Origin of the sequence: Bradyrhizobium sp. AZCC 1693 (genome assembly GCF_036924745.1) — a bacterium.
In the GTDB taxonomy this organism is placed as follows: domain Bacteria; phylum Pseudomonadota; class Alphaproteobacteria; order Rhizobiales; family Xanthobacteraceae; genus Bradyrhizobium.
Genome location: NZ_JAZHSD010000001.1, coordinates 2,756,443 through 2,779,538, shown reverse-complemented (window position 1 = coordinate 2,779,538; position 23,096 = coordinate 2,756,443). Strand labels below are relative to the sequence as shown.

Below are 23,096 nucleotides of genomic sequence, written 5' to 3'. Positions count from 1 at the left end.
ACAATGCCGAATTACCGATATCGCGCGCTCAACGGCAACGGCGAACTGGTCTCCGGCGCGATCGCCGCAGCCGCAGCCAGCGAAGTTGCGCAGCGGATCGAGCGTCTTGGCCTCGTTCTGGTCGACAACGTCACGCTGGAGGAAGGTGGCTCGGCGCGCAGCGCCTTCAGTCTCTTCAACAAGCCCAAGCCCGAGGACGTAACCCTGTTCACGCGCGATCTGGCGCTGTTGCTGCGCGCCGGTGCCCGGATCAATGATGGCCTCGAACTGCTGGCCGCCGATCCCGATTTCGGCCGGTTGCGCCCGGTGGTCGCCGACATCAGGTCGCGCGTCGTCGCAGGCGAGAGCTTTGCCGAAGCGCTGGCGCGGCACGAGGGATTATTCCCGCCAATGTATGTGGCGCTGATCCGGGTTGGCGAAGCCTCCGGCTCGCTCGACCAGGTGCTGGAAGTGCTGGCCGATGAGCGGACCCGCACCGAGGCGCTGAAGCGCCGGCTTGGTGATGCCATCCGCTATCCGCTGTTTGTGCTGGGTGCGGCAGCTTGCGTGCTGTTGTTCTTCCTCACATTCGTGCTGCCGCAATTCGCCAGCGTGCTGCAGGATTTCGGCGCCAAGGTCGATCCGTTTATCCTCAGCTTCCTGAATTTCTCGACGTTCCTGCGCGCCCATTCCGACGCGGTGCTAGCGATCACGGCGGCCCTGATCGCAACCGCCTGGCTCTCGCTGCGCCAAGAGAGCGTTCGCCGCGGTTTCATGAATGCGGCGGCAAGATTGCCCGTCGTTCGCGAGGTGATGAAGTTCTACCGCACCTCGCTGTTCTGCCGGAATTTGGGGCTGCTGCTCGGCAGCGGGGTCAATTTGACGACGACGCTGCGCATTCTCGTCGACATGATGTCGTCGGTCGGCTCCTCGGCGGTATGGAGCGACGCCGCCGACCGTGTCCGCCATGGCGCAAAGCTGTCGGATGCGCTGGCCGACACCAAGGCGCTGCCGCCGATGGCGGTCCGGATGCTACGGCTCGGCGATGAAACCGGGCAATTGCCTGTTCTGGCCGGGCGCGTCGCCGAATTCTATGAATCGAAATTGCAGCGGACGCTCGATCGCGTGGTGGCGATCGCAGGGCCTGCGGCGATCATCGTCATCAGTATTGTGGTTGGCGGTCTGATCGTGTCTGTGATGACCGCGCTGATGTCCGTCAGCCAGATTGTGGGTTAGAGATTTTTTTCAGGAGATATTGGTGCGTCCAGATTTGACACGGAAGACGGTGAGACGCAGGCGCAGGTCGCAGGCCGGTTTCACGCTGGTCGAAATCCTCGTGGTGATCACCATCATCGGCCTGATCATGGCGCTGGTCGGACCGCGCGTCCTGAACTATCTCGGCGAGTCCAAGGCGAAGGCCGCCAAGATCCAGATCGAGAGTTTCTCCAGCGCGCTCGATCTCTATTATCTCGATCTCGGGCGCTATCCGAATAGCAGTGAAGGGCTGGCGGCGCTGACGCGCAGCAACAATGCGGCCGGCTGGAACGGTCCCTATTTGCGCGGCGGCGTGGTGCCCAACGATCCCTGGGGCCACAGCTACGTCTATCGCTCGCCCGGCGAGCGCGCGCCCTACGACATCATTTCCCTCGGCTCTGACGGTCAGGAAGGCGGCAGTGGAACAGCGGCTGATATCGCCAGCGGCACGCGCTGAGCAGGCCAGCGGCGAGGCGGGTTTCGCCAAGAGCGAAGCGGGTTTCGCCTTGATCGAAATCCTCTGCGTGCTCGCCATCATCGGCATGCTCGCCGGTATCATCCTGCCCGCGATCCCGCGAGGGACCAGCCGCGCGAAGCTCGAAGCTTACGCGATCGAGACCGCGGCGCTGTTGAAGGCCGACCGCAGCGCGGCGCTGCGCCGGCAAATCCAGGTCGCGACCCAGGTCGATGCGGCCTCGCGCTCGATCCGCTCCGGCGCGACCTCCCGTGTCGTCCGCCTGCCCAACGACGTTTCGCTCGGCGCGATCCTGGCGTCGCGCTGCGCAGACCGCAGTGCCGGCCGCTCGATCGACTTCTTTCCGACGGGGATGTCGTGCGGCGGCACGATCGCGCTGAAGCGCCCGGGGGTGGGATTCGAGGTTCGCGTCAACTGGCTGACCGGAGGCGTCGACATTGTCTCGCAAAAGCTGCTCTGACGCTGAACGAGTCTGTTCGGTTCTGACATCAGAACCGGGCTCTACTGTCTTGTTTGAACGCGACTTCTTCACGCGAGCCGCCACCAATTTCGCGCGAAAACGCGCGCAAGGATTTACGCTGATCGAGGCGCTGGTGGCGCTGGCGATCATCGCGGCCGTGTTGTCGTCGATCGGCGCCGTGATCGGCACCACCGTCAAGGGCACCAAATCGATCGGCCAGCGGATGGCGCTGACCGGCGCCGCGGAGACGGTGTTTGCCGCTCTACCCGCCCGCAATGCCTTAAAGCCCGGCCGCCAGTCCGGTGAACTCGCCGGCCACCGCTGGCGCGTCGATGTCGCGCCGCTGAACGCTGTGGCGATGGAGGGCCCGCAGGCGCGCTTCGTCCCGCTTGCGGTCAACATGCGGGTGCAGGCCCCGGGCGGGCCTGCGATCCAGGTCACCACGGTGCGCCTCGTGCCCAAAGTCGCCGAATGATCCGCCGCCGAATGAGCGCTATGCGGCGAGCCGCCCCTGGCCGTGAAGCCGGCTTCACACTGATCGAAGTGCTGATGGCGACGCTTTTGATGACGGTGATCCTCGCCGCGCTCGCAACGGTGACGGCGCAGTGGTTGCCGAACTGGAACCGGGGCATGGCGCGGGTGCAGCGCGCCGAGAAACTGGCGATCGGCCTGGAGCGCGCGCTAGCGGACCTGTCGGTGGCCGAGATGATCCCGATAGGCGCCGACAGCAAGCGGCCATTGTTCGAGGGGTCCGAATTGTCGGTCACCTTCGTGCGGACGGCGGTGGGACCCAACACGCGCCCCGGCCTCGAAATCATCCGGCTGATCGAGAAGGCCGACGACCAGGGCCTGGCGCTGGTGCGCGAGCGTGCGCCGTTCGCGCCGATGGCCTCGGACGGCCAGATCCGCTTTGCTGACCAGGTCGTGCTGATCCGCGCGCCGTTTCGGGTGAGCTTTGCCTATGCCGGGGCCGACCAGGTCTGGCAGCCGAACTGGCGCGACAAGATGGAGTTGCCCAGCATGATCCGCGTGACGGTGCGTGACGGCACGACCGGGCAGGTGCTTGCCGTCTCGGGTGCGGCGACCGTCCACATCAACGCGCCGGCCGAATGCGCGCGGGCGAAGAGCGCGACGGCCTGCCTGACCGCGCGGTCGAAGCCGGACGCCGAGAAAAAAGAGGAGCAGCTCTGACGACATGATGCCATCCGCTCCGACATCGCGAACGAACGCGCGAGGCTTCATCGTCATCGCGGTGCTGTGGATTCTGGCGGCATTGTCGGCGCTGGTGCTGATCTATCTGACCTACGTCACCAACACGGCGGTGGTGGTTGCCGGCAGCACCGATCGGGTCCGGACCGAGGCGCTGGTCCAGGCGGGGGTCGAACTGGCAGCGTTCCAGCTCACCGGCCGCAGCGAAGCGGCGCGGCCGACCAGCGGAACTTTCAACGCCCGGCTCGGCCAAGGGCGGGTGTTCGTGACGTTTCGTTCCGAGGCTGCGCGCGTCGACCTGAACACGGCGCCGAAGAGCCTGCTCGCTGGCCTGATGGCCGGGCTCGGCGCGGGCCCGGCCGACGCCGCGGTCTATGCCGACCGCATCCTCGCCTGGCGCACGCCGACCGAACTCGGCAACGACGACCCCGAAAATTCGTTCTATCGCACGTCCGGTTCTTCCTATTTGCCGCGGCATGCGCCGTTTCCGGCAACGGAGGAATTGTGGCTGGTGCGCGGGATTCCGCCCGCGATCGTCGAGCAGATGCTGCCATTCGTGACCGTCTTCAGCAACGTCGCCCAGGTCAACGTGCTCGACGCCGCGCCCCAGGTGCTGGCGGCGCTGCCGAACGTCACGCCGGAGAGCCTGCAGTCGCTGCTGTCGCAGCGCGGCGATCCGGCGCTCGACCCGCGGTCGCTGATCGCGGTGGCGGGCGGCGAGGGCGCGACGCTCTCGGGCTCCAGGGCGTACCGGATAGCGGTCGAGACCGAACTGCCGGACGGGCGGCGCGACGCGGCCGAGGTCGTGGTCCTGCTTCTCGAAAGCGGCGAGGAGCCTTATCGTGTATTGTCGTGGCGCAACGCCTCCGACGGCTCCACGGCACCGCAAAAGGCCCCTTCGCGATGAACCTGTTCAAGACGATCGGTGCGGCGCTCAGTGCGTGGACGGGCTGCGTGGCCGCCGCCCCGATTGCGCTGATGGATCGCGTGGTATCGCCGCGGGTCGTCCGGCTAGTCGAAGGCGAGGACGGCGGCTTCGCGGTCGAGGCGACCGGCAAGGCGGACAGCATGCCCTCGCGCATCGCGTTCGCCGACGGCGCGCTGTCGGCACCCAATCTGGCGCCCTTGTTCAGGGGAAGCCGGGTCGAGATCGTGCTGCGGCCCAAACGCTTCCTGTTCCGTCCGCTCGAACTGCCGGCTCGCGCCGCGGATTTCCTCGAAGGCATCGTGCGCGCACAGATCGACCGCCTGACGCCGTGGAGCGCCAGCGAGGCGGTGTTCGGCTGCAGCCGGCCCGCTGCGAGCGGGTCTGAGAACATCACCACAATGATTGCCGCGACCACGCGCAAGGTCGCGACCACCTATGTGCAGGCGGTCTCGGAATTTCACCCCGCCGCGATCGCCATCTGCACCGATATTGCCGAACGCGATGCCGGCCGCGTCAAGGTGTTCGAACAGAAGGCGCGCGGTCACCTCGATGCGGCGCGGCTGAGCCGCGCGCTGCTGGTGGGGCTTGGCGTCATGGCGGCGGCGGCGCTAGCCTCGGTGACGGTCGCGGCCTATGTGGCCGACAATCTCGGCGGGCAGGAAGCCGAGCTGGCGCGGCAGATTTCGGCGCGGCGCGCCGCGATCCGCGCCGGCGCCGATGGCGGCGATCGCTCGCCGCTCGCGGTGCTGGAACGGCGTAAACACGAGACGGCCTCCAGCGTGATCATGCTGGAGGCTTTGAGCCAGCTCCTGCCCGACCATACCTATGTCACCGAACTGCATCTGGCCGCCAACAAGCTGCAGATCTCCGGCATCACCCGCGATGCGCCGTCGCTGATCCCGCTGATCGAGCAATCCAAACACTTCACCCGCGCCACCTTCTACGCGCCGACCACGCGTGCGCCTTCCGATCCCGGCGAGCGTTTCCACATCGAGACGCGGGTGGAACCGAACAACACGGTGGTGCGATGAGCCTGGGCGATATCGGCTCTAGCAAGGTGGTTGCGGGCAATGCGCTCACGCGCGCGCTGACGCACTCGCCATTGATCGCAGTCGTGCTTTACCTCGCCGTCGCCACAGGCTTGCTCGCGACCATAGGCCTTGCGGTTGTAAGCATCCTCGATCAGCAGCGCGCGCTGGCGCTGACCACGGACCTGCTCGACCAGTTGCGGGGCCGCAAGGCGCGTGGCGCCGCGTCCGCATCGGCCGAGCGTCCCGGCACGCCGTTCCTGGAGGGGCCGACGGTGACGGTCGCAGGCGCGGCGCTGCTGCAGCGGGTCGCCGCGGCGGTCGCCGATGTCGGCGGCACCATCCAGTCGTCGCAGGTCGATGTGCTGGGGACGCAAGCCAAGGACGGCTTTGTCGGCCTCGTGGTCAGTTGCGAGATGGAGCAGCCGGCGCTGCAGAAACTGCTCTACGACCTCGAGGCAGGCATGCCGTTTTTGTTCGTCGACCAGCTCGACGTGCAGGTGCCGCAGACCACGGCGACCAATGAAGGCGGCACGGGACGGATCAGGGTCGTGCTCGGCGTGTCCGGGCAATGGCAGGGAAACAGATAGGCGAACGGCTCGCGGCCGCTTCGTTCGGATCACCAGCTGTATTTGGCGACGCCCTTGCCGGCATAGCTCGTGGTGTTGCCGGAGAATTCGCCCTCGAAGGTCCCGGCCAGCGAGAGGCCGTTCAACCATTTCATCTCGGCGCCGGCGCTGACCAGCGCGGCGTCGGGATTGCCGCGCGCGCCGTTGACCACGAAGCTGGTGCCGGCAAGGGCCTGGAACAGTGCGGTGACCGCGAGGTCGGGATTGTAGTCATGGGCCCAGGCGAGGCGGCCGCACAGCGTCAGCATGGCGCCCTGCATCGCGATGGATTTGTCGGTGCGCAGGCCGAGTTCGGTGCGGGTCGCGGTGGTGGTCTGGCTCGCATAGTTCAGCGCGAATAGCGGCGTGCCCACGATCGCCTGCTCGGCATAGGCCGGCAGATTGAAGCTGATCACCTGGGCTGCGGCGTAGGGCGTGATGCCGGCGAACGGGGTCGCGAAGCGATAGCCGCCCTCGAAGCGGCCTGAGAACGTTTCCGCCTTGAAACGCGCCTGCAACTGGTCGAAGCCCGCCAGCGTCACCGTGCGGTTGGTGGTGACGTCGTGCCAGCCATAAGCCAGCGCGGCCGAGAGATAGGCCGGGCCGAAATTGTGCCGGCCGAAGATGCCGGCCTGGAACAGGTCGGACGAGCCGCGGCCGAGCGCGTTGGCCAGCGAATAATTGGTGCCGCCACCGGCCAGCGCGAAGCCCAGCAAGGTGTTCGGGGTAACCTTGTAGTCCGCACCGCCCACCACGCCCCAGACGCGCGCCGAGAGGTCCTGCGAACCGACCATGGCGTTGCCGCCCGTCGTGGCCGAGCCGCCGTAAGCCGCGCCCCAGACACTCCAGCGGTTGAGCGGCTGCGCGCTCAACAGCGGCGCCTTGGTCGCCATCGCGTAGGCTGCGCGCTCGGTCGGCGTCGCCAGCCGCTTGGCCGTATAGGCGCTGGCCTCGTCCTCGGCCGCGTATGGCGACGCGCTGCCGACAGGCACGAAGCCACCGGAGCGGCCGGCGATGGTCGGATCGAGCAGCATGTTGAGGAACAAGTTGTCCGCATTGATCGCGGACTGGATGATGCCGGTGCCGAGCTCGCCCGAGGCGACGATGAGGCCGCCTGCGTTGAGCGCGGCAAAGGCAGCCGGGATCGATCCGGTGCTGCTGAAATAGTTGGTCAGCGTGTTGGCGACGTTCTGCTGGTTGACGCTGAAGCCGCCCGGTGGCGGCGTGTAGCCGAGCTTGACGGTCAGATAAACGTTGTTGGCGTCATAGCTCAGCGTCGACTGGATATTCGCAAGGTTGGAGTTAACCGTCGGATTGAACGTGCCGCTGACGTTGCCGGTCGCGTTGAGGATGGTGTACTGCGTTTGAACGTAATTGGCCGGGCTGAACACCGCGTTCACGGTGGCCCCGCCGAGCGTCGCCATGCCCGTGACGTTGGTGCGGCCGGCATTCGCCGGCGATACCTGGATCATGTAGGTCGAGGCCGCGGTGAAGGAGAGATTGCCCTGCACCGTGAGCGGACCGAAGATGCTGCCGCCGGCGCTGCCGGGTGCCAGCGTGCCGCCCGCAATCGCGGTATTGCCGACGATGCCGCTGCCGGAAAGCGTGCCGCCCGCGTTCACCGTGGTCAGTGCGGAAGCCGCGATCGAGCCGTCCGCGACCAGCGTGCCGCCATTGACGATGGTCGCGCCGGTATAGGTGTTGGTGTTGGTCAAGGTCAGCGCGCCGGTGCCGACCTTGGTCAGCGCGCCGCCGGCGCCCGAGATCATGCCGCTGACCGTGGTGGAGAGATTGTTGCCGCCCGCGGCGAGGTTCTTGGCGCCGAGAATGTAGCTGCCGGCGCCCGCGATCGAACCCGCCGCCGTGCCGGCTGAGCCGAGCCCCGACATGTCGAACGTGCCGCCGGTATTGGTGACGAACTGCGCATTGCCGCCGGTGCTGTTGTTGAGGAAGAAGACGTTGCCGCCGTTGTTGGTCGTGATCACGGCGTTGCCGCCGGTGGTCGATGCATTGAACGTCGTGGTGCCGTTATTGGTGATGTTGGCGTTCCCGGCGGTCGCCGTGTCGGTCCCGCCGCCCGACGTGCCGAATTCCAGGAAACCACCGGCATTGTTGGTGATCACGGAATTGCCCGCCGTCGTCGCCGCGAGAAATTGCGTCTGACCGCCGGCGTTGTTGGTGATCTGCGCGCTGCCGGCGGTCGCGGTATCGGCGCCGTTGGAATTGCCGAAGACGGTGCTGCCGCCGATGTTGTTGGTGATCGTCGAGGTGGCGGCCGTCGCAGCGCCGAAGAATAAGGTCGCGGCCGAGAAGGTGCCGGCGTCGATATTGGTGATGTTGGCCGATCCGGCCGAACTGTTGCCGGTGAAGAAGGTGCTGCTCGGGCCGGTGTTGAGAATCGTTGCGTTGGCTGCGGTGCTCGTATCGAGGAAGGATGTGCTGCCGAAATTGTTGGTGATGTTGGCGGTACCAGCCGTCGACGTGTTGTTGAAAGTGGTCAGGCCGCCGATGTTGTTGGTGATAGTGGCAAGCTCTGCGGTGCTCGTATCGTTGAAGCTGAGCGAGCCGCCGGTATTGGTGATGTTCGACGAGCCGCCCTTGCTGGCGTTGTTGAAGACGATGTCGCCAAAATTAGCGATCGTGGAAGTGCCGGCGGTGCTGGTGTCGCCGAAGCTCAGCGCGGCGAGATTATTGTTGGTGATGTTGGCGCTGCCCGCCGTGCTGGAATTGGTGAATTGCACGAGGCCGTCGTTGACGATCGTTGCAGTATTGGCCGTTGCCGTACCGTTGAAGCTGACAGTGCCCGATACGAGGTTCGTAATGTTGGCGCTGCCGCCCGAAGTGGCATCATAGAAGTTGACGACGGCGTTGTTAGTGATCGCAGCGCTGCCGGCGGTGCTGCCGGTATTGAACTCCAGGACGCCATTGTTGGTGACGATGGCACTACCGGCCGTGCTCGTGTCGTTGAACGAAGTCGCGCTGGCATTGATGTAGGTGACCGCCAACGTGCCGCCGCTGGCTGTAGCGGAGTTCTGAAACGACATGCTGGCGTTCACATTGAACGTCTGCGGATTGGTAGAGTTGTTGATGACGCCGGCGCCGTTGACGATGAAGGTGTCGTTGTTGGTAATTGTATAGGCCTGCGCATCGGGCGCCGCAGTGAACTGGATCGTGCCGATGGTAACGATGCCGTTGGCGTCGACGACCGACTGGCCGGTGTTGGTGAAGGTGGCGGTTCCGTCCGGCAGGGCTCCGCCGCTCCAGTTCAGGGGCTCCACCCACTCGGTGGGATTGCCGGCATTGTTTCCGAGCCAGGTTGCATCGACGGCATGGGCCGGGACCACACAGGATGCGGCGGTCCCAAGCAGCGCCGCAAGCGAAAGGCGCCCGGCGGAATGCAATTTCTGGCGGGTGCGCGCCATCGGTTGTTCTTGATAAGCCATCGTGCTTCTCGAATCTGCCAGACGGGTGTTTCCGGACCGCGGAGGTCGGAACCCGGCGCCCATTTTCGTCATATTCTCATGGCGTTGTGAACGCGCGCAATGCAACTGGGCTGCCTTTGCAGCACACGATGGCAGGCTGTCTCGCATTTCTTCATGGCGTGGCTGATCGGCAACATCGCTGTTGAAGCGCAACGGATGGCGAAGGTATTAGAGCGCATCCCCGGAGCATCAACGAACGTCCCGGCGACTTTTTCAGCTCAGGTGTCCGTAGCGGGTGAAGTTGTCGTATTTTTGTAGCTCGTGATCTGTCGCCTTCGTTGTTGAGTTTCGGAGGAGCCGGAAGGCGTGGACGGTTTCCTCCGGGTTGGTCATGCCACGGATATTGCTGCCGGGTTAGCCCTCCTGGTCGGTTTCTTTGTTCGACTTGAAGCCCGTTTCTCCGCCCCGACCCGCGCTATCTCGACGGCGGCGCGCGCAGGGGCGGTCAAGGACGCGCGCTTGCGCGCCCGCAAGGGCTTGTCCTTGACGGCTCCGAGCACGCTGCCAGGCTGAGGCGCGTCGGGGCTGATCTGGTGTCCGTCGGCGGCAAACGTCGCCAATCGGTGCGGGCCAAGGAACACGCTCGCGGTGCCATCGGGATACTCATGGACCCGCACCAGGGCTTTGACGAAGTGGGGCCTGAGCCGGCTCTCCGGCAGCTGCAGCCGCCGACCGTTCCATGCGATCGTATTGTCGTTGGCGACGGTTCGGTCTTCGATCACGCACAGCGCTTCGCGCCAAGCCTCGTGGCGATCGGCGACGAACGCCGTGCCCGGCTGTTCGGCCTTGATCGCAAACGCCGCGTTATGCTCGGCCATGTAATGCGCCCTCAGCCACGCATTGGCGGCTTCGACCGTCCTGATCCCGGCGAGCCGCAGGTCCTTCGGCAGCCGGCCCTGCAGCGTGCCGAACATCCGCTCGGAGCGCCCGCGCGCCTCCGGCGAATAGGCTGCGATATGCTCGATCCCAAGATGCGATAAAGCCCGTCCCACCTGGGTTTGTTGCGTCTTCGAGACCTTCTCGCCAGCCTTCGGGGTGTAGAAATAATGGCTGCCGCGATCGGTGTAGAGCGCGCAGAACAGGCCGCGCCCGCCAATCACTTCGCCCAAGGCCTGGAACGTCGACGCCGTGCCTTCTTCCTCGACCAGAAACATCGAGTAGATCTCGCTCGTCGCATCGTCCAGCGTGACGATCAGGTCCATCGCCGGCAGACCTTCGATCCAGGCGTGGCGCGACCCGTCCTGATGCAGCAGCATGCCCGGAAGCGGCCGGCGCGGACGCTTCTTGCGGTGCGCCGAACGCTTCGGCGCCTTCCGCACCAAGCCCGCCGCGTGCAAGGCCAGCTTCGTCACCGTGTAGCCAAGCACATAGCCATGCCGCTTTTGCAGCTGCTCGTGGAAGTGCTTCACCGTGAAGTCCGCGTACCTGTCCCGGAACAGCCCCAGCATCCGCTCAAGCTCTTCCTCCGGCGCGCGCCGCGGCGATCGCCGCCCCATACGGAGGTCGACAAGCCCGTCATCGCCCTCCGCCTCATAGCGTTCCGCCCAACGTTGAAACGTCCGCACGTTGATCCCGAGAAGCTCAGCCGCGGCCGCCTGCGTCAGTTCCTTCGCCTCCGTCCGATCCAGCAAATCCGAAAACCGCATCCGTCGTACACCCTCGTGAATGGATGCCGTGCCCATCGTGCCCCCTTTGTTCCAGGGCACCAAAAACACGACACTTCACGAGCTACAAACACACGACAGATCACGCGCTACTGACACTTTTTCAGCTCAGGTTGATGGCGTGATCCATTGCGGTTAAGCTGAGGCGTCCAGACCGTCATACGAACACGTCTACGGCCGGCAGCAGAGCGAAAATGGCAAGCTGGTGCAAAACGATCGGTCTGGCCCTGCTGTTCGGTGGGGCGTTTGCGTCGCGGGAACTGGCGGCTGCTACGTCGTCAACGTTGGATATTCTTCCAGCTGAGCGGACCGGGGAGGCAGCCGATAGCGTTGAAGTCGGCCGCGTCGCGCCGATCGCGCGCCCGAATCGCGAAGCGGTAAGGCCGCAGCCAAGCGGCAACCCCCTCTGGTCGATCCCGCTCTCCACCCTGTCGGCGACGCAGGAGCGTCCGATTTTCTCGGCCTCCAGAAGGCTACCGCAGCGCGCGGTGGTTGCGCTGCCCGTGGAACAGGTGGTGGCTCCCGCGCCGCCGGTGGCGGGACCGGAACGCCCGACGCTGGCGCTGATCGGGGCTGTCGTCGGAGGCAGCGAGGCGATTGCCGTCTTTCTCGATCGGACCAGCCAAAAGATCGTCCGTTTGCGGCAGGGCGAAACCCATGCCGGATGGGTGCTGCAGTCGGTGGAAGGGCGCGAAGTTACGCTCCAGAAGGCCGATCAGATCGAGACACTCGGGATGCAACGTCAGGAAACGCCGGCACCAGGCGCTGCCGTTCCGATACCGGCGTCGGCTGCGGCGCCTCCAGTCGCCTCGGGCGGTTTCGACACGCCCTATGACCCGTTCGTTCCGCGCTCGACGCCGAAGAACGGCGAGTCGGACGGCCTCTGATCCGTTCCCGACTATTCCTTCAGAAGTGCCGCCAGCACCTCGCACACCCGATGCTGCTGGGATTCACTCAAGCCAAACCACATCGGCAGCCTGACGAGCCGCAACGATAGCGAGGTCGTCAGCGCCAGTTCGCCATGCGCGCGTCCATAGCGCCGGCCGGCCGGCGATGAATGGAGCGGGACATAGTGAAATACCGCGCTGATCCCGCTTTGCTTCATTCCGTCGATGACCCGCTGGCGGTCGATCTCGGGCGCCAGCAGGACATAGTACATGTGCCCGTTGTGCTGACAATCCGCCGGGACGATCGGCCGGCGCAGCAAGCCCTGCCGTTCGAGCGGTTCGAGCATTTGATGATAGCGGTGCCAGATCGCCATCCGTTCGCTGGTGATCTGCTGCGCCTCTTCGAACTGTGCCCACAGGAATGCAGCGGTCGTCTCGTTCGGTAGAAAGGAAGAGCCGATATCCTGCCAGGTGTATTTATCGACTTCGCCCCGGAAAAAGCGGCCGCGGTCGGTTCCCTTCTCGCGAATAATTTCGGCGCGCTGCGCGAGCTCCGCATCCCGTACCAGAAGGCTTCCGCCTTCGCCCGAGATGATGTTCTTGGTTTCGTGAAAGCTGAAGCTGCCGAGGTCGCCGATCGCGCCGAGTGCCCGATTCTTGTACCCGGCCATGATTCCCTGCGCGGCGTCTTCGACTACTCTGAGATCGTGACGCCGGGCGATCGCGAGAATGGAATCCATTTCGCAGGAAACGCCGGCGTAATGCACGGGAACGATGGCGCGGGTCCGTGTCGTGATCGCGTCTTCGATCAGCCGTTCGTCGAGATTGAGCGTGTCCTCCCTGATGTCCACGAACACCGGCACTGCGCCGCGCAGGACGAAGGCATTCGCCGTCGATACGAATGTGTAGGACGGCAGGATGACCTCGTCGCCGGCTTCGATGTCGAGCAGCAGCGCGGCCATATCCAGTGCGGAGGTACAGGAATGGGTGAGGAGGGCCTTGGCGCAGCCGGTATGCTCCTCAATCCAGCGATGGCAGCGCTTTGTGAACATGCCGTCCCCGGAGAGATGGGAACTGTGCAGCGCCTCCGTCTGATAGACGAGTTCTTTGCCCGTCGCGTAGGGTCGATTGAATGGAATGAAATCGGTTGTCATCGTTGTGGTGATGCAGGCCTTGCAGGTGGTGTCGAAACCGGATTGAGGGCGCCGCCAAACTGGCTGTTTCCGTTGCCGGAATCAACGTCTGGCGCGGCGCGCGAGCTTAAGAAATATGCGCCTGCCGGATGAGATATTGGCCATACGCGGTGTGCTTCAACGGCTCCGCAAGCCGAAGCAATTGCTCGGCATCGATGAAGCCCTGGGTGAAGGCAATCTCCTCGGGACAGGCAATCTTCAGGCCCTGACGTTTCTCAACGATGTGGATGAACTGCGATGCCTCAAGCAGCGATTCATGCGTGCCGGCATCGAGCCAAGCATAGCCGCGCCCGAAAGCTCTCGCAAAGAGATCGCCGCGCTCCAGGTACCACTGGTTGACATCCGTGATCTCAAGTTCGCCGCGCGCGGAGGGCTTCATCTCGCGTACGATGTCGACGGCACGCTCATCGTAGAAATAGAGCCCGGTCACGGCGTAGTTGGACTTCGGGGCTTTCGGCTTTTCGACAATCCGCAACGGCCGGTAGGCGGGGCCGAACTCGATCACCCCATACCGCTCGGGATCGTCGACCCAGGCAGCGAACACCGTTGCGCCGTGAGCCTGTTTCGCGGAGTCGCGGAGCAACGCCCGCAGATTGTCGCCGTAGAAAATATTGTCGCCGAGGATGAGGGCCGATGAGCCACCAGCCAGGAAATCCCTGCCGATCAGGAACGCTTCCGCGATACCGCCGGGATGGGGCTGAATCGCAAAAGCAAGCTCGATTCCCCACTGCCTGCCGTCGCCGAGCAGGAGCTTGAACTGGTCAATCTCCTCCGGCGTCGTAATGATCAGAATCTCGCGCAAGCCCGCCATCATCAGCGTGGTCAGCGAATAATAGATCAGGGGCTTGTCGTAGACGGGCAATAGCTGCTTCGACGTCGCCAGCGTCAGCGGGTATAGCCTCGTCCCTCGGCCGCCGGCGAGAATAATTCCCTTGCGATTCATTGTGCTTTGCTCGCTTTCCCCAATTCTAGGCCTCGTTAACACGCGTAGGCATGCATATCAAAATGCATTCAGCTGGAAGGCGCGCCGGGACGAGAAGAGCTGGCTACGGCTGCGGGCAACCCGCAAGGCCGCCGGCACGAATCCGCCGGGCAGTTAACCCCAATTTTTCAATGATTTACGTGGAGCGCATTGCGGCGTTCCGGCGGCTCCTGTAGTGAGGGTTGGTACGGGCAAATCAAGGTTCTCGCAATCGCCCCGATCGTTCCGCGGGCTGACTTACACCTGTGCTTCTTGTCCTCGGCCGTATGACATGTTCCCCGGGAGCTCTTGGCCCTCGGACGGTTGCGCCGAATTGGCTGATCCGTGTCGCGCTTCCCCGGAAGGTTCTGCGCGCAGGTTCGGTGTGATGAGATGTGCGATCCAAGCAAGAGTGCGATGGCCTGATGGCTGATGTGACGTCAAGAAAAGCTTCGACCGATGTGCTGGGTAATTCCGCCTGGAACGCGGCCGCCTTTGCGGTAGCTGTGGCGCTCAATCTCCTCGTGCTGCCGTTCGTGGTCTTTCGCCTCGGCGTCACCGCGTTCGGCGTCGCGGGTCTCGTTACCGCATGCGTTGCGCCCGCGTTGGCGTTCAGCAACACGCTGGCATTGTCGACGACGCGGGAACTCGCCCTGCGGCTGGAGCCGTCCCGGCGCGACGATGCGCGACGTCTGTTCGCTACGGCAGTGATGCTGGCATTGGCAACAGGCAGCTCGATCGTGATCCTCTTCACTTTGACCGGGGCACCGCTTGCGCGCCTTGGATTTCACTTAAGTGGACCGTCAGCGGATGATCTGGGGCTTGCATTTGCGCTGGCCAGCGCCGGATGGCTATGCCAGTGCCTATCCGTGGTCTTTCTGGCCTTGTTCACGGCGCGGCAGGACTATCGAAGCGTTGCTTTGATCAGCATCATCAGTACCGTGGTTACAACATGCTCAATGGTGCTGCTCATTCCGCGCTGGCCTCAGGCCTCGACGTTTCTCGGCTGTCAGTCGCTGGGTTTTGCGGCGAGCCTGCTTCTGGCCATCGGATGGTCCCGACGCGTCATAGGCGATTGGATGGCGCGCCCGGCGATCGATCGCGGGGCGCTCGGTAATCTGGTCAAGCTGGGTGGCTGGCAACTGGCCGCGCAGGGCGGTGTGCTCATTGCGGCACAGGCGGATCGTTATTTGCTCGGAGCTTTACTGCAGCCGCAGTTCGTCGGTTTTTACACGATTGCGCAGCGGCTCGAAGAAGCCGTGTATATCGGCGTGCTGAAGGTCGGCGAAATTCTCTTCCCATTCTTCAGCGCGCTGCAAAAAGAAACTGACGATCGCAAGGCCGATCTGCTGTTCCGCTCTTCCTGGATTCTCAACGTGCTCGCCGCGAGTGCGCTTGGCGGCCTGACCCCCGTCGCAGGCCCGTTGCTTCATCTGTGGACCGGCGCCGAAGTGGCTGCCGAAGCCCAGCGCGTGCTGGTGATACTGTCGATCGCCGGCATACTTGGATCGAGCTCGAACGTGTTTGCTTTCTATCTTCTGGCGCAAGGGCGATCGAGTTCGAATGCCTTGATCGCCCTGCTCACGGGCGTGTTCACGCTGGCGACCAGCGCGATCGCCTTGCCCTATTTCGGATGGCAGGCGGCGGGATGGAGCGCCTGCATCGGCATGATCGCCCAAATGATCACCGTCGTGATCCTGCTGCGCCGGCATTTCAGCCTCACCGGTATGTGGTTGCGTCTGATCCACTTCGTGCTGATGCCGATCGGGATCGGCATCGCAACCGCACTGGCGTTGCGATATGGCTTCCGCAGCGCGCAACTCGACCAGGCGCTTGGCTGGTGGTACGTGGGGGGCCTCTATGTGCTGGTGGCCGGTATCATCTTCGTCGTCGCGGTCGCGGCTTCGCAGGCTGGCCCCTACGGCGCGGCCTGCTGGCGGGATCTCCGCGTCATCGCCGGTCGCTTCCTGCCCATCAAGGCGATCTGACGAATGTGCGGAATTGCAGGCATCGTGAACCTCCGCGGCAACGCGGTCGAACCGGCGGAAATCTCGCGACTGACGAACCTGGTCGCGCATCGCGGGCCGTTTGGCGAGGGAAGCTGGTTCAGCGCGAACCGTAATCTGGCATTCGGCCACCGTCGGCTGGCAATCATCGATCCCGGCGACGGGGGCTATCAGCCGATGGTTTCCGGCGACGGCCGCCATGTGATCGTGTTCAACGGCGAGATCTACAATTTCCTCGAACTGCGGCGCGAGCTCGAGGCGCAGGGGGCGATTTTCCGCAGCCAGTCCGACACGGAGGTCATCCTGGCCGCCTGGCAGGCGTGGCAGGAAGGCATGCTGACGCGCTTCAACGGAATGTGGGCGCTGGCGATCTTCGACACCAAGACCGAAGAATTGTTTTTGGCGCGCGACCGCTTCGGCATCAAGCCGCTATTATATGCGCTGACATCGGAGCGCTTTGTCTTTGCATCAGAGCAGCGCGCATTGGTGCGAAGCGGTCTGATCAATGCTTCGCTGGACATCGACGTGGCGCGACGGCTCATGCTCGATGCCTTTGGCGTCGAGGGCAGCGAACGGACGCTTTGCCAGGAGGTGCGCCGGCTGCAGGGCGGTCACTGCATGTGGTTGCGCCGAGGGAGGTTGGAAATCCGGCGCTGGTGGCGGACGGTGGATCACCTGCCGGCAATCCCGAACACCGAAGCCGAACGGGTCGAGCGCTTTCGCGAGATTTTCCAGGATGCGGTTGCGCTGCGAATGCGCAGCGACGTTCCGATCGGGACCTGTCTGTCGGGAGGGTTCGATTCGTCGGCAGTGATCTGCACCATGGCGGCGCACGAAAAAGCCGGTATGGGCCCGCGGGACAGCACCTCGTGGCGCCATGCCTTCGTTGCGACATTTCCCGGCGCCTCGAACGACGAGCGGCCGATGGCCGAGGAGGCCGCGGCCTGGGCGGATGTCGTGCCTGCATTCCTCGAGATCGGGAAGGCCGACGCGCTGAACGAACTCGATCGAATTCTCGACGACAATGATGACGTCTATATCGGACTTCCAAGCGCCGCCTGGTTGATCTATCGGGAACTCAGGCGTCACGACGTGACGGTGTCGCTGGACGGCCATGGCGCGGACGAACTGATGGGAGCCTATCTTCAGGAGGGACAATCGGGCATGTTCCGGATGCGAAACCTGCTCGCAGGACTTGCTTCCGGTTCGACGCTGGCTGGACGAGGCGCCGATCTGTTGCGGACGCTGATGATCAAACGCCGGGGGCACTATTTCCTGCGCGGCGGTCTGCGCGACGTTCCGGCCCAGCTTCCGCTGGTCGCCGCCGCCGACGTGCTGCCGCGCGACTGGGGTCCATTGAACCGGCGGCTCTACGGGATGTTTCACAGCACTGTGCTGCCTACCATCCTGCGAAACTTCGACCGCCTGTCGATGGCGCACGGCATCGAGGTCCGGATGCCATTCATGGACTGGCGCCTGGTGACGTACACCATGGCGTTGCCGGAGACGTGCAAATTCTCCGATGGCTATTCCAAAGCGATTGCGCGGCGGGCGATGGCCGACCTGATGCCGGAATCCATCCGCATGGGACGCCGGAAGGTGGGGTTCAACTCGCCAATGCCCGAATGGCTCAACGGACCTCTGGCCGGCTGGACCGCCGGCTTGCTCGATCAGAAGGTGCCGGCGTTTGCCGAACTGGTCGACGAGCAAGGCTTGCGCAAGGCGGTTAGCGGTCTGACATCGTCGAAGACATGGGATTGGGAATCAGTCGGCCGCATTTGGCCGTATCTGAATATGAAGTGGATGCTGGCAAGGGTATCGTAGCGATGCGTCTGTTTCAAAATTGCGGGCTTACACCCTCCTATGTCACTCATCTGAACAGGCTGACGCCTTCGGGAATGACATTTGCCGAGCGTCATCAGGCCTTCCTGGACGACCGATTTGGAGCGTTGCACTTTCTCAAGCCGGTGATGGACAAAGACGAGGCCGCATTCCTTGCCTGCGGCAACGATGAGAGGATGCAACGGCTATGGGCGCGAGAGAATGGACTTCCCGACAAATCATCTCTCGAACAGATTCTGCTTGCTCAGATCGAACACCATCGAACCGAGATTCTCTATAATCTCGATCCCGTTCGCTTTCCCAGTTCGTTTGTCCGGACTCTGCCGGGATGCGTTCGAAAAACGCTTTGCTGGAGAGCGGCGCCGTCTGGGCAAGCAGATCTGACCGCTTACGGCGCGGTGCTCGGCAATTTCCCCTCGATCCTGGAGTCTTGGCGCAAAAAAGGCTGTGGGGCGGAGTGGTTCGCACCGGCGATTGATCCGGTCATGAATGCATACGGGCACGGCGAACGGCCGATTGACGTACTTTTCGTCGGTGGGTATTCCCGGCATCATTCTGCGCGTGCAAAAGTCCTCGAGCACATAGCCGTTCTCGCCCACAAATTACAGATAGTGTATTGTCTGGATGCATCCCGATTGACCAGGCTTGCGGAAAGTTACATCGGTCGTTTGTTGCCGTTGCAAAAGCATAGGCGTCCGCCGGCGATTGCCAAAATCGCCAGACCGCCGGTGTTTGGACGACAGCTATATGAGTTGATCGGGCAGTCGAAGATCGTATTGAACGGCGCCATCGATATGGCGGGACCGGATCGCGGCAATATGCGCTGTTTCGAAGCCATCGGATGCGGAGCGCTGCTTCTCTCGGACGAGGGCAACTATCCGACGGGACTGCGAGACGAAGAAACGATGCTGACTTATGAAAGTGCCGAGAGCTGTGTAAGACAAATTGAGCGATGTCTAAGCAATTGGGGCAATGTGCAGGGAATCGCCGAAGACGGACGACGGCTTATCGGGGATGACTATAGCAAGGACCGTCAATGGTCCTTGTTCCAAGCGATCGTCGCGCGACTTTAGCGTCGTAAATGAAACAGCTATGCTGCATTGCCGGGTCGCCGGTGACGTCATGATTGGCAAGGGACGGATTGGAGGCTCACATTGGGCGCGAGCGATTTGACGTCGGAGGGTAGTCAACACCCAAAGGGATTCGCTGCACTCAAACGCCGTTGTGCTCGCACGATCGATGGCGTGAATCTTCATTTCATTATTCAACGATGGATCGGACGGGCTACGTGTCGGCTCGAGCCGGGCGCTTTCCTCAGCCATACGGCGAGAATAAGGAATGCTCTGGGAGACAGCAGCCAGATCGTGATCGGCGCGAACTCGCACGTCAGGGGTGAGTTAATGATCTTTGCTCACGGCGGGCGGATTTCGGTCGGCGAGTGGTGTTATGTCGGAGCAGGCACGCGCATCTGGTCGGGAGCATCGATCGATATCGGCGATCGCGTGCTGATTTCCCATTCGGTTAATATTTTCGACAATCTGACCCATCCGATTCGAGCATCGGAGCGTCACGCCCAGGCGAGACAGATTTTCACCAGAGGCCATCCCAGAGACATTTTTCTCGACGACAAGCCGATCAAGATTGGCGATGACGCGTGGATCGGAGCGTGCGCAATCATCATGCGCGGGGTCACCGTTGGGCAGGGAGGCATCGTGGCCGCCGGAGCCGTCGTGACCAAGGACGTTCCAGCTTATTCGATCGTGGCCGGCAATCCGGCGGTTGTCGTGAGGGAGCTATCGCCCGATGAGCGTTAGGATCATGATCGCTAATGAAGCGCTGCTGTCGCGCAGCCCGAATCCACAGGTTCGACCACGTTGCCGCGCATGAACGTGTGGGTTACCGGCGCCAATGGCTTTATCGGTCGGCATCTCGTTCGGGTGCTGGCGGATCGGGGCTGCCGCGTTCACGGCATCGGCCACGGCGCAATCAGCGACGCCGATAGGCATCGCATCGGCCTTGAGCATTGGTTGAACGGCGAGATCGATGCGGCCAATCTCAGCGCGCTTGCGGAACGCTCCGGACCGCCGTCGACGATTTTCCATCTGGCCGGCGGGTCGTCGGTCGGGCTGTCGATCGCGCAGCCGTTTGAGGACTTCTCGCGCACCGTTACGAGCACGGCCAGATTGCTGGAGTGGCTGCGCAGCGCCGCCAAGGATTGCCGCTTGATCGTCGTGTCGAGCGCGGCGGTCTATGGCGCCGATCACGAGGGGCCGATTGGAGTGGATGCAGCAACGCTTCCGATGTCGCCCTACGGGCAGCACAAGCTGATGATGGAGCAGCTGTGCCGAAGCTACGCCGTCACCTTTGGCTTGCACAGCACGGTGGCGCGGCTGTTCTCGGTCTACGGGCCGAATTTGCGGAAGCAATTGCCCTGGGACATCTGCTCGCGCCTGCAGGCCGGTGAGCGAAAGCTGGTGCTGGGCGGCACAGGCGCGGAGGTGCGGGACTGGACCGATGTCCGTGATGTTGTTCGGCTGCTGGTCGAGATCGACGAAAGGCCGCAGGTGGAGACCTTTCAGGTGATCAACGGCGGATCCGCGATTGGAACGACCGTGGCAACGATTGCCGCGATCCTTGCAGAATGCTGGGGCGGGAGCATTTCCGTGCAGTATTCCGGCATCGTTCGCGCCGGCGACCCGGCAAGTCTGCTGTCGGACGACACGATGTCGCGCGCGCTGCCTTTTGACTGGAAGATCCCGGTTGAACAGGGTCTTGCGGATTATGTGTCGTGGTTCAAGGATCAGATCCGGTGAACCCGGGCGTGCCGGTGCGTCTTGCGTTCACGCATATTCCCCGCCGGGTCTGGGCCGGTGGCTACAACTATCAAAGCAATCTGTTTGCAGCGTTGAGCAAGTTCCGCTTGGGAGAGTTTACTCCCGTCCTGTTTGCAGGGACAGGCGACGAAGCCGATCTTGCGCCGCTTGCGGCGATACCGGGCGTGGAGGTGGTGCGATCGGCGGCGTTCGAGGGCCGGGCCGGTCTGGCTGCCGCGCTGGCGCTGGGGCTGGACCGCGAGGCGGCGGCAGAATTCCGGACGCATCGCATCGATGCCGTCTTCGAATCCGCCCGCTTCTTTGGCTGGCGTCTGCCCTATCCGGCAGTGGCTTGGTTTCCCGATTTTCAGCATCGACGACTGCCCCAGCTGTTTCCGGCAACAGCGCGATGGCGTCGCGAAGCCGGTTTCCGGATACAGATCGCATCCGGACGGACCGTCATGCTGAGCAGCGAAAGCTCGCATCGCGATTTCAGGAAATTCTATCCCGGTGCGAAGAACGAGGTCTGTGTAGTTCGTTTCGCGACCGGGCCGTCGCCGGCGTTCCTGAACGCAAGTCCGGCCGAGATCGTCGCCCAGTACCAGTTGCCCGAAAAATACTTCTACCTGCCGAATCAATTTTACACCCACAAGAACCATCAGGTGGTTGTGGATGCGCTGGCCATCGTGGCGGAGCGCGGGGGCGAGGCGGTCGTGTGCGCATCGGGCAGCACCGAAGAGCGGCGCGAGCGCGGTTATTTCGATGAGGTCATGGAGCGGGTGCGCAATCGCGGGCTCGAAAGGCGTTTCCGTCATCTGGGAATGATTCCGATATCGCATGTCTACGCGTTGCTGCGAGCATGCACCGGTCTGATAAATCCGTCCCGATCGGAAGGGTGGAGCACAACCGTTGAAGAAGCGAAATCGTTTGGAGTGCCGATGATTTTGTCCGACCTGGACGTCCACCGCGAACAGACCGGCGGTACGGCGAGCTATTTCGGAGCAGATGACCCTGCAACCCTGGCGGATCATCTTATGCGGGTCGCGCAGGGATCAGAGGCACCGGTTGTTCGAAGTTTCGTTCCCGGCCACGATGACCGCGTGGCGGCCTTCGCCACAAACTTCGCAGAGACGGTCCGTCACGCCATTCGGACCTTCGCGCGGTAGCGTATGCACGCGCTTGACTGGCTAGACCGCGATCCGGAAGCCGTAATTCTTGTCTATCCAGGCCTTGTAGGCGCCGCTGGTGACGTCGCGCCACCATTCCTCGTGGCCGAGATACCAGTGCACCGTCTGCGCCAGCCCGCTTTCGAAACCCACGCTGCAACGGCTGCCGAGTTCGTCGGCGAGCTTGGTGGCGTTGATCGCATAGCGATGATCGTGACCCGGGCGGTCGGTGATGAAGCTGATGAGCGTCCGGCAAGAGCGGCCTGACGTGGCCGGACAGGATGGAAACCGCGTCGCGAGGTCGGGACTTGAGGCGAAGGCATGGTCGATCGCGTCGCAGATCAGACCGACTACGTCGCGGTTATTACGCTCATTACCACCGCCGACATTGTAGGTTTCGCCGCTGCAGCCCCGCTCGATCACGTTCATCAGCGCGTCGCAGTGATCGGAAACATGCAGCCAGTCGCGGACATTGGAGCCGTCGCCGTAAACCGGCAGCGGCTTTCCTTCCAAAGCATGGATGATCATCAGCGGGATCAGTTTTTCCGGATGCTGATAGGGCCCATAATTGTTGGAGCAGTTCGTGATCAGCGCCGGCATGCCGTATGTCGCGACAAACGCGCGAACGAGATGATCGCTCGACGCCTTGCTCGCCGCGTAGGGCGAGTTCGGGCGATAGGGCGAGGATTCGGTGAAGGCAGGATCGGCAAAGCCGAGCGAGCCATAGACCTCGTCGGTCGAGACATGCAGGAAGCGAGCGCTGCCGAGCGTCGCGCTTGTCCGCCACGCATCCAGCGCAGCCTTCAGCAAGGTGAAGGTGCCGAGCACGTTGGTTTGCAGGAAGACCTCTGGATCGCTGATCGACCGGTCGACATGCGACTCCGCAGCCAGATGCGCCACGCGCGTGAACTTGTGCTCTTCGAACAGCCTCTGCATCAGCGCCGCATTACAAATGTCGCCATTGACGAACTGGATGCTGCGGTCGGCGATCAGCGGTTCGAGGCTTCGTATGTTGGCCGCATAGGTCATTGCGTCGACCACCACCAGCCGATCCGCCGGCCGCGCGGCGCGCCATGCATGCACCAGGTTTTGCCCGATGAAGCCGGCGCCGCCCGTGATTAAAACGTTTTGCATCGAGGTT

At 63.3% G+C, this 23,096-nt stretch carries 21 protein-coding genes; 16 read left to right on the top strand and 5 right to left on the bottom strand.

The genetic code is table 11. From position 1 onward, the window contains the following. Window positions 1-3: 3 nt before the first annotated feature. From V1293_RS13315 to gspM, 8 genes are read left to right on the top strand one after another with little or no spacing between them, the layout of a single operon-like run. Window positions 4-1,215, top strand: coding sequence for a type II secretion system F family protein (locus V1293_RS13315; RefSeq protein ID WP_334510144.1), 1,212 nt, complete (start codon window positions 4-6; stop codon window positions 1,213-1,215). A gap of 22 nt (window positions 1,216-1,237) precedes the next feature. Next, the gene (gene gspG / locus V1293_RS13310; RefSeq protein ID WP_334510142.1) at window positions 1,238-1,690 is read left to right on the top strand and encodes a type II secretion system major pseudopilin GspG; all 453 of its coding nucleotides are present in this window, start codon (window positions 1,238-1,240) and stop codon (window positions 1,688-1,690) included. Beyond that, window positions 1,653-2,168, top strand: a complete 516-nt coding sequence (locus tag V1293_RS13305) for a prepilin-type N-terminal cleavage/methylation domain-containing protein (RefSeq protein ID WP_334510140.1) — start codon at window positions 1,653-1,655, stop codon at window positions 2,166-2,168. The genes gspG and V1293_RS13305 overlap by 38 nt, the downstream gene beginning before the upstream one ends. Before the next feature lie 49 nt (window positions 2,169-2,217). After that, the gene (locus tag V1293_RS13300; RefSeq protein WP_334510138.1) at window positions 2,218-2,643 is read left to right on the top strand and encodes a prepilin-type N-terminal cleavage/methylation domain-containing protein; all 426 of its coding nucleotides are present in this window, start codon (window positions 2,218-2,220) and stop codon (window positions 2,641-2,643) included. Between the two features lie 20 nt (window positions 2,644-2,663). Continuing rightward, entirely contained in the window at window positions 2,664-3,359 is a 696-nt protein-coding gene (locus tag V1293_RS13295) for a PulJ/GspJ family protein (RefSeq protein WP_334510136.1), read from the top strand. Window positions 3,360-3,363: 4 nt separating this feature from the next. Further along, entirely contained in the window at window positions 3,364-4,284 is a 921-nt protein-coding gene (locus V1293_RS13290) for a general secretion pathway protein GspK (RefSeq protein WP_334510134.1), read from the top strand. After that, window positions 4,281-5,336 (top strand): PilN domain-containing protein, encoded by a 1,056-nt coding sequence (locus tag V1293_RS13285; RefSeq protein WP_334510133.1) that lies wholly within the window; start codon window positions 4,281-4,283, stop codon window positions 5,334-5,336. The genes V1293_RS13290 and V1293_RS13285 overlap by 4 nt, the downstream gene beginning before the upstream one ends. Further along, entirely contained in the window at window positions 5,333-5,923 is a 591-nt protein-coding gene (gene gspM / locus V1293_RS13280; protein WP_334510131.1) for a type II secretion system protein GspM, read from the top strand. The genes V1293_RS13285 and gspM overlap by 4 nt, the downstream gene beginning before the upstream one ends. 29 nt (window positions 5,924-5,952) lie before the next feature. On the opposite strand, the gene V1293_RS13275 is transcribed toward gspM, so the two are convergent. Next, on the bottom strand, window positions 5,953-9,384 hold the full coding sequence (locus V1293_RS13275; RefSeq protein ID WP_334510129.1) for an autotransporter domain-containing protein: 3,432 nt from the start codon (window positions 9,382-9,384) through the stop codon (window positions 5,953-5,955). Window positions 9,385-9,537: 153 nt separating this feature from the next. Here V1293_RS13275 and V1293_RS13270 point away from each other — a divergent pair, with 153 nt between their 5' ends. Beyond that, window positions 9,538-9,681: a hypothetical protein gene (locus V1293_RS13270; RefSeq protein WP_334510127.1), complete on the top strand. Its 144-nt coding sequence runs from the start codon at window positions 9,538-9,540 to the stop codon at window positions 9,679-9,681. 71 nt (window positions 9,682-9,752) lie between these two features. Here V1293_RS13270 and V1293_RS13265 read toward each other — a convergent pair whose 3' ends face one another. Beyond that, window positions 9,753-11,069: an ISNCY family transposase gene (locus V1293_RS13265; RefSeq protein ID WP_334508238.1), complete on the bottom strand. Its 1,317-nt coding sequence runs from the start codon at window positions 11,067-11,069 to the stop codon at window positions 9,753-9,755. Window positions 11,070-11,281: 212 nt separating this feature from the next. On the opposite strand from V1293_RS13265, the gene V1293_RS13260 reads away from it, so the two are divergent. Continuing rightward, complete coding sequence (locus tag V1293_RS13260; RefSeq protein ID WP_334510125.1) at window positions 11,282-11,974, top strand: hypothetical protein; 693 nt, start codon at window positions 11,282-11,284, stop codon at window positions 11,972-11,974. Window positions 11,975-11,985: 11 nt separating this feature from the next. Here the strand turns inward: V1293_RS13260 and rffA are convergent, their stop codons facing one another. Continuing rightward, a complete protein-coding gene (gene rffA / locus V1293_RS13255; protein ID WP_334510123.1) occupies window positions 11,986-13,128 on the bottom strand; it encodes a dTDP-4-amino-4,6-dideoxygalactose transaminase in 1,143 nt (380 codons plus the stop codon). A 106-nt stretch (window positions 13,129-13,234) separates the two neighbouring features. Then, on the bottom strand, window positions 13,235-14,110 hold the full coding sequence (gene rfbA / locus V1293_RS13250; protein ID WP_334510121.1) for a glucose-1-phosphate thymidylyltransferase RfbA: 876 nt from the start codon (window positions 14,108-14,110) through the stop codon (window positions 13,235-13,237). A 443-nt stretch (window positions 14,111-14,553) separates the two neighbouring features. Here rfbA and V1293_RS13245 point away from each other — a divergent pair, with 443 nt between their 5' ends. From V1293_RS13245 to V1293_RS13220, 6 genes are all read left to right on the top strand, one after another. Beyond that, entirely contained in the window at window positions 14,554-16,116 is a 1,563-nt protein-coding gene (locus tag V1293_RS13245) for a lipopolysaccharide biosynthesis protein (RefSeq protein ID WP_334510119.1), read from the top strand. 3 nt (window positions 16,117-16,119) lie between these two features. Further along, a complete protein-coding gene (gene asnB / locus V1293_RS13240) occupies window positions 16,120-17,958 on the top strand; it encodes an asparagine synthase (glutamine-hydrolyzing) (protein ID WP_334510118.1) in 1,839 nt (612 codons plus the stop codon). Then, entirely contained in the window at window positions 17,934-19,049 is a 1,116-nt protein-coding gene (locus tag V1293_RS13235; RefSeq protein WP_334510117.1) for a glycosyltransferase, read from the top strand. The genes asnB and V1293_RS13235 overlap by 25 nt, the downstream gene beginning before the upstream one ends. A 171-nt stretch (window positions 19,050-19,220) precedes the next feature. Beyond that, the gene (locus V1293_RS13230) at window positions 19,221-19,790 is read left to right on the top strand and encodes an acyltransferase (protein ID WP_334510116.1); all 570 of its coding nucleotides are present in this window, start codon (window positions 19,221-19,223) and stop codon (window positions 19,788-19,790) included. Between the two features lie 69 nt (window positions 19,791-19,859). Then, window positions 19,860-20,789, top strand: a complete 930-nt coding sequence (locus tag V1293_RS13225; protein ID WP_334510115.1) for an NAD-dependent epimerase/dehydratase family protein — start codon at window positions 19,860-19,862, stop codon at window positions 20,787-20,789. Next, on the top strand, window positions 20,786-21,955 hold the full coding sequence (locus tag V1293_RS13220; RefSeq protein WP_334510114.1) for a glycosyltransferase family 4 protein: 1,170 nt from the start codon (window positions 20,786-20,788) through the stop codon (window positions 21,953-21,955). The genes V1293_RS13225 and V1293_RS13220 overlap by 4 nt, the downstream gene beginning before the upstream one ends. A gap of 21 nt (window positions 21,956-21,976) precedes the next feature. Here V1293_RS13220 and rfbB read toward each other — a convergent pair whose 3' ends face one another. Continuing rightward, window positions 21,977-23,089 (bottom strand): dTDP-glucose 4,6-dehydratase, encoded by a 1,113-nt coding sequence (gene rfbB, locus V1293_RS13215; RefSeq protein WP_334510113.1) that lies wholly within the window; start codon window positions 23,087-23,089, stop codon window positions 21,977-21,979. Between the last annotated feature and the right edge of the window lie 7 nt (window positions 23,090-23,096).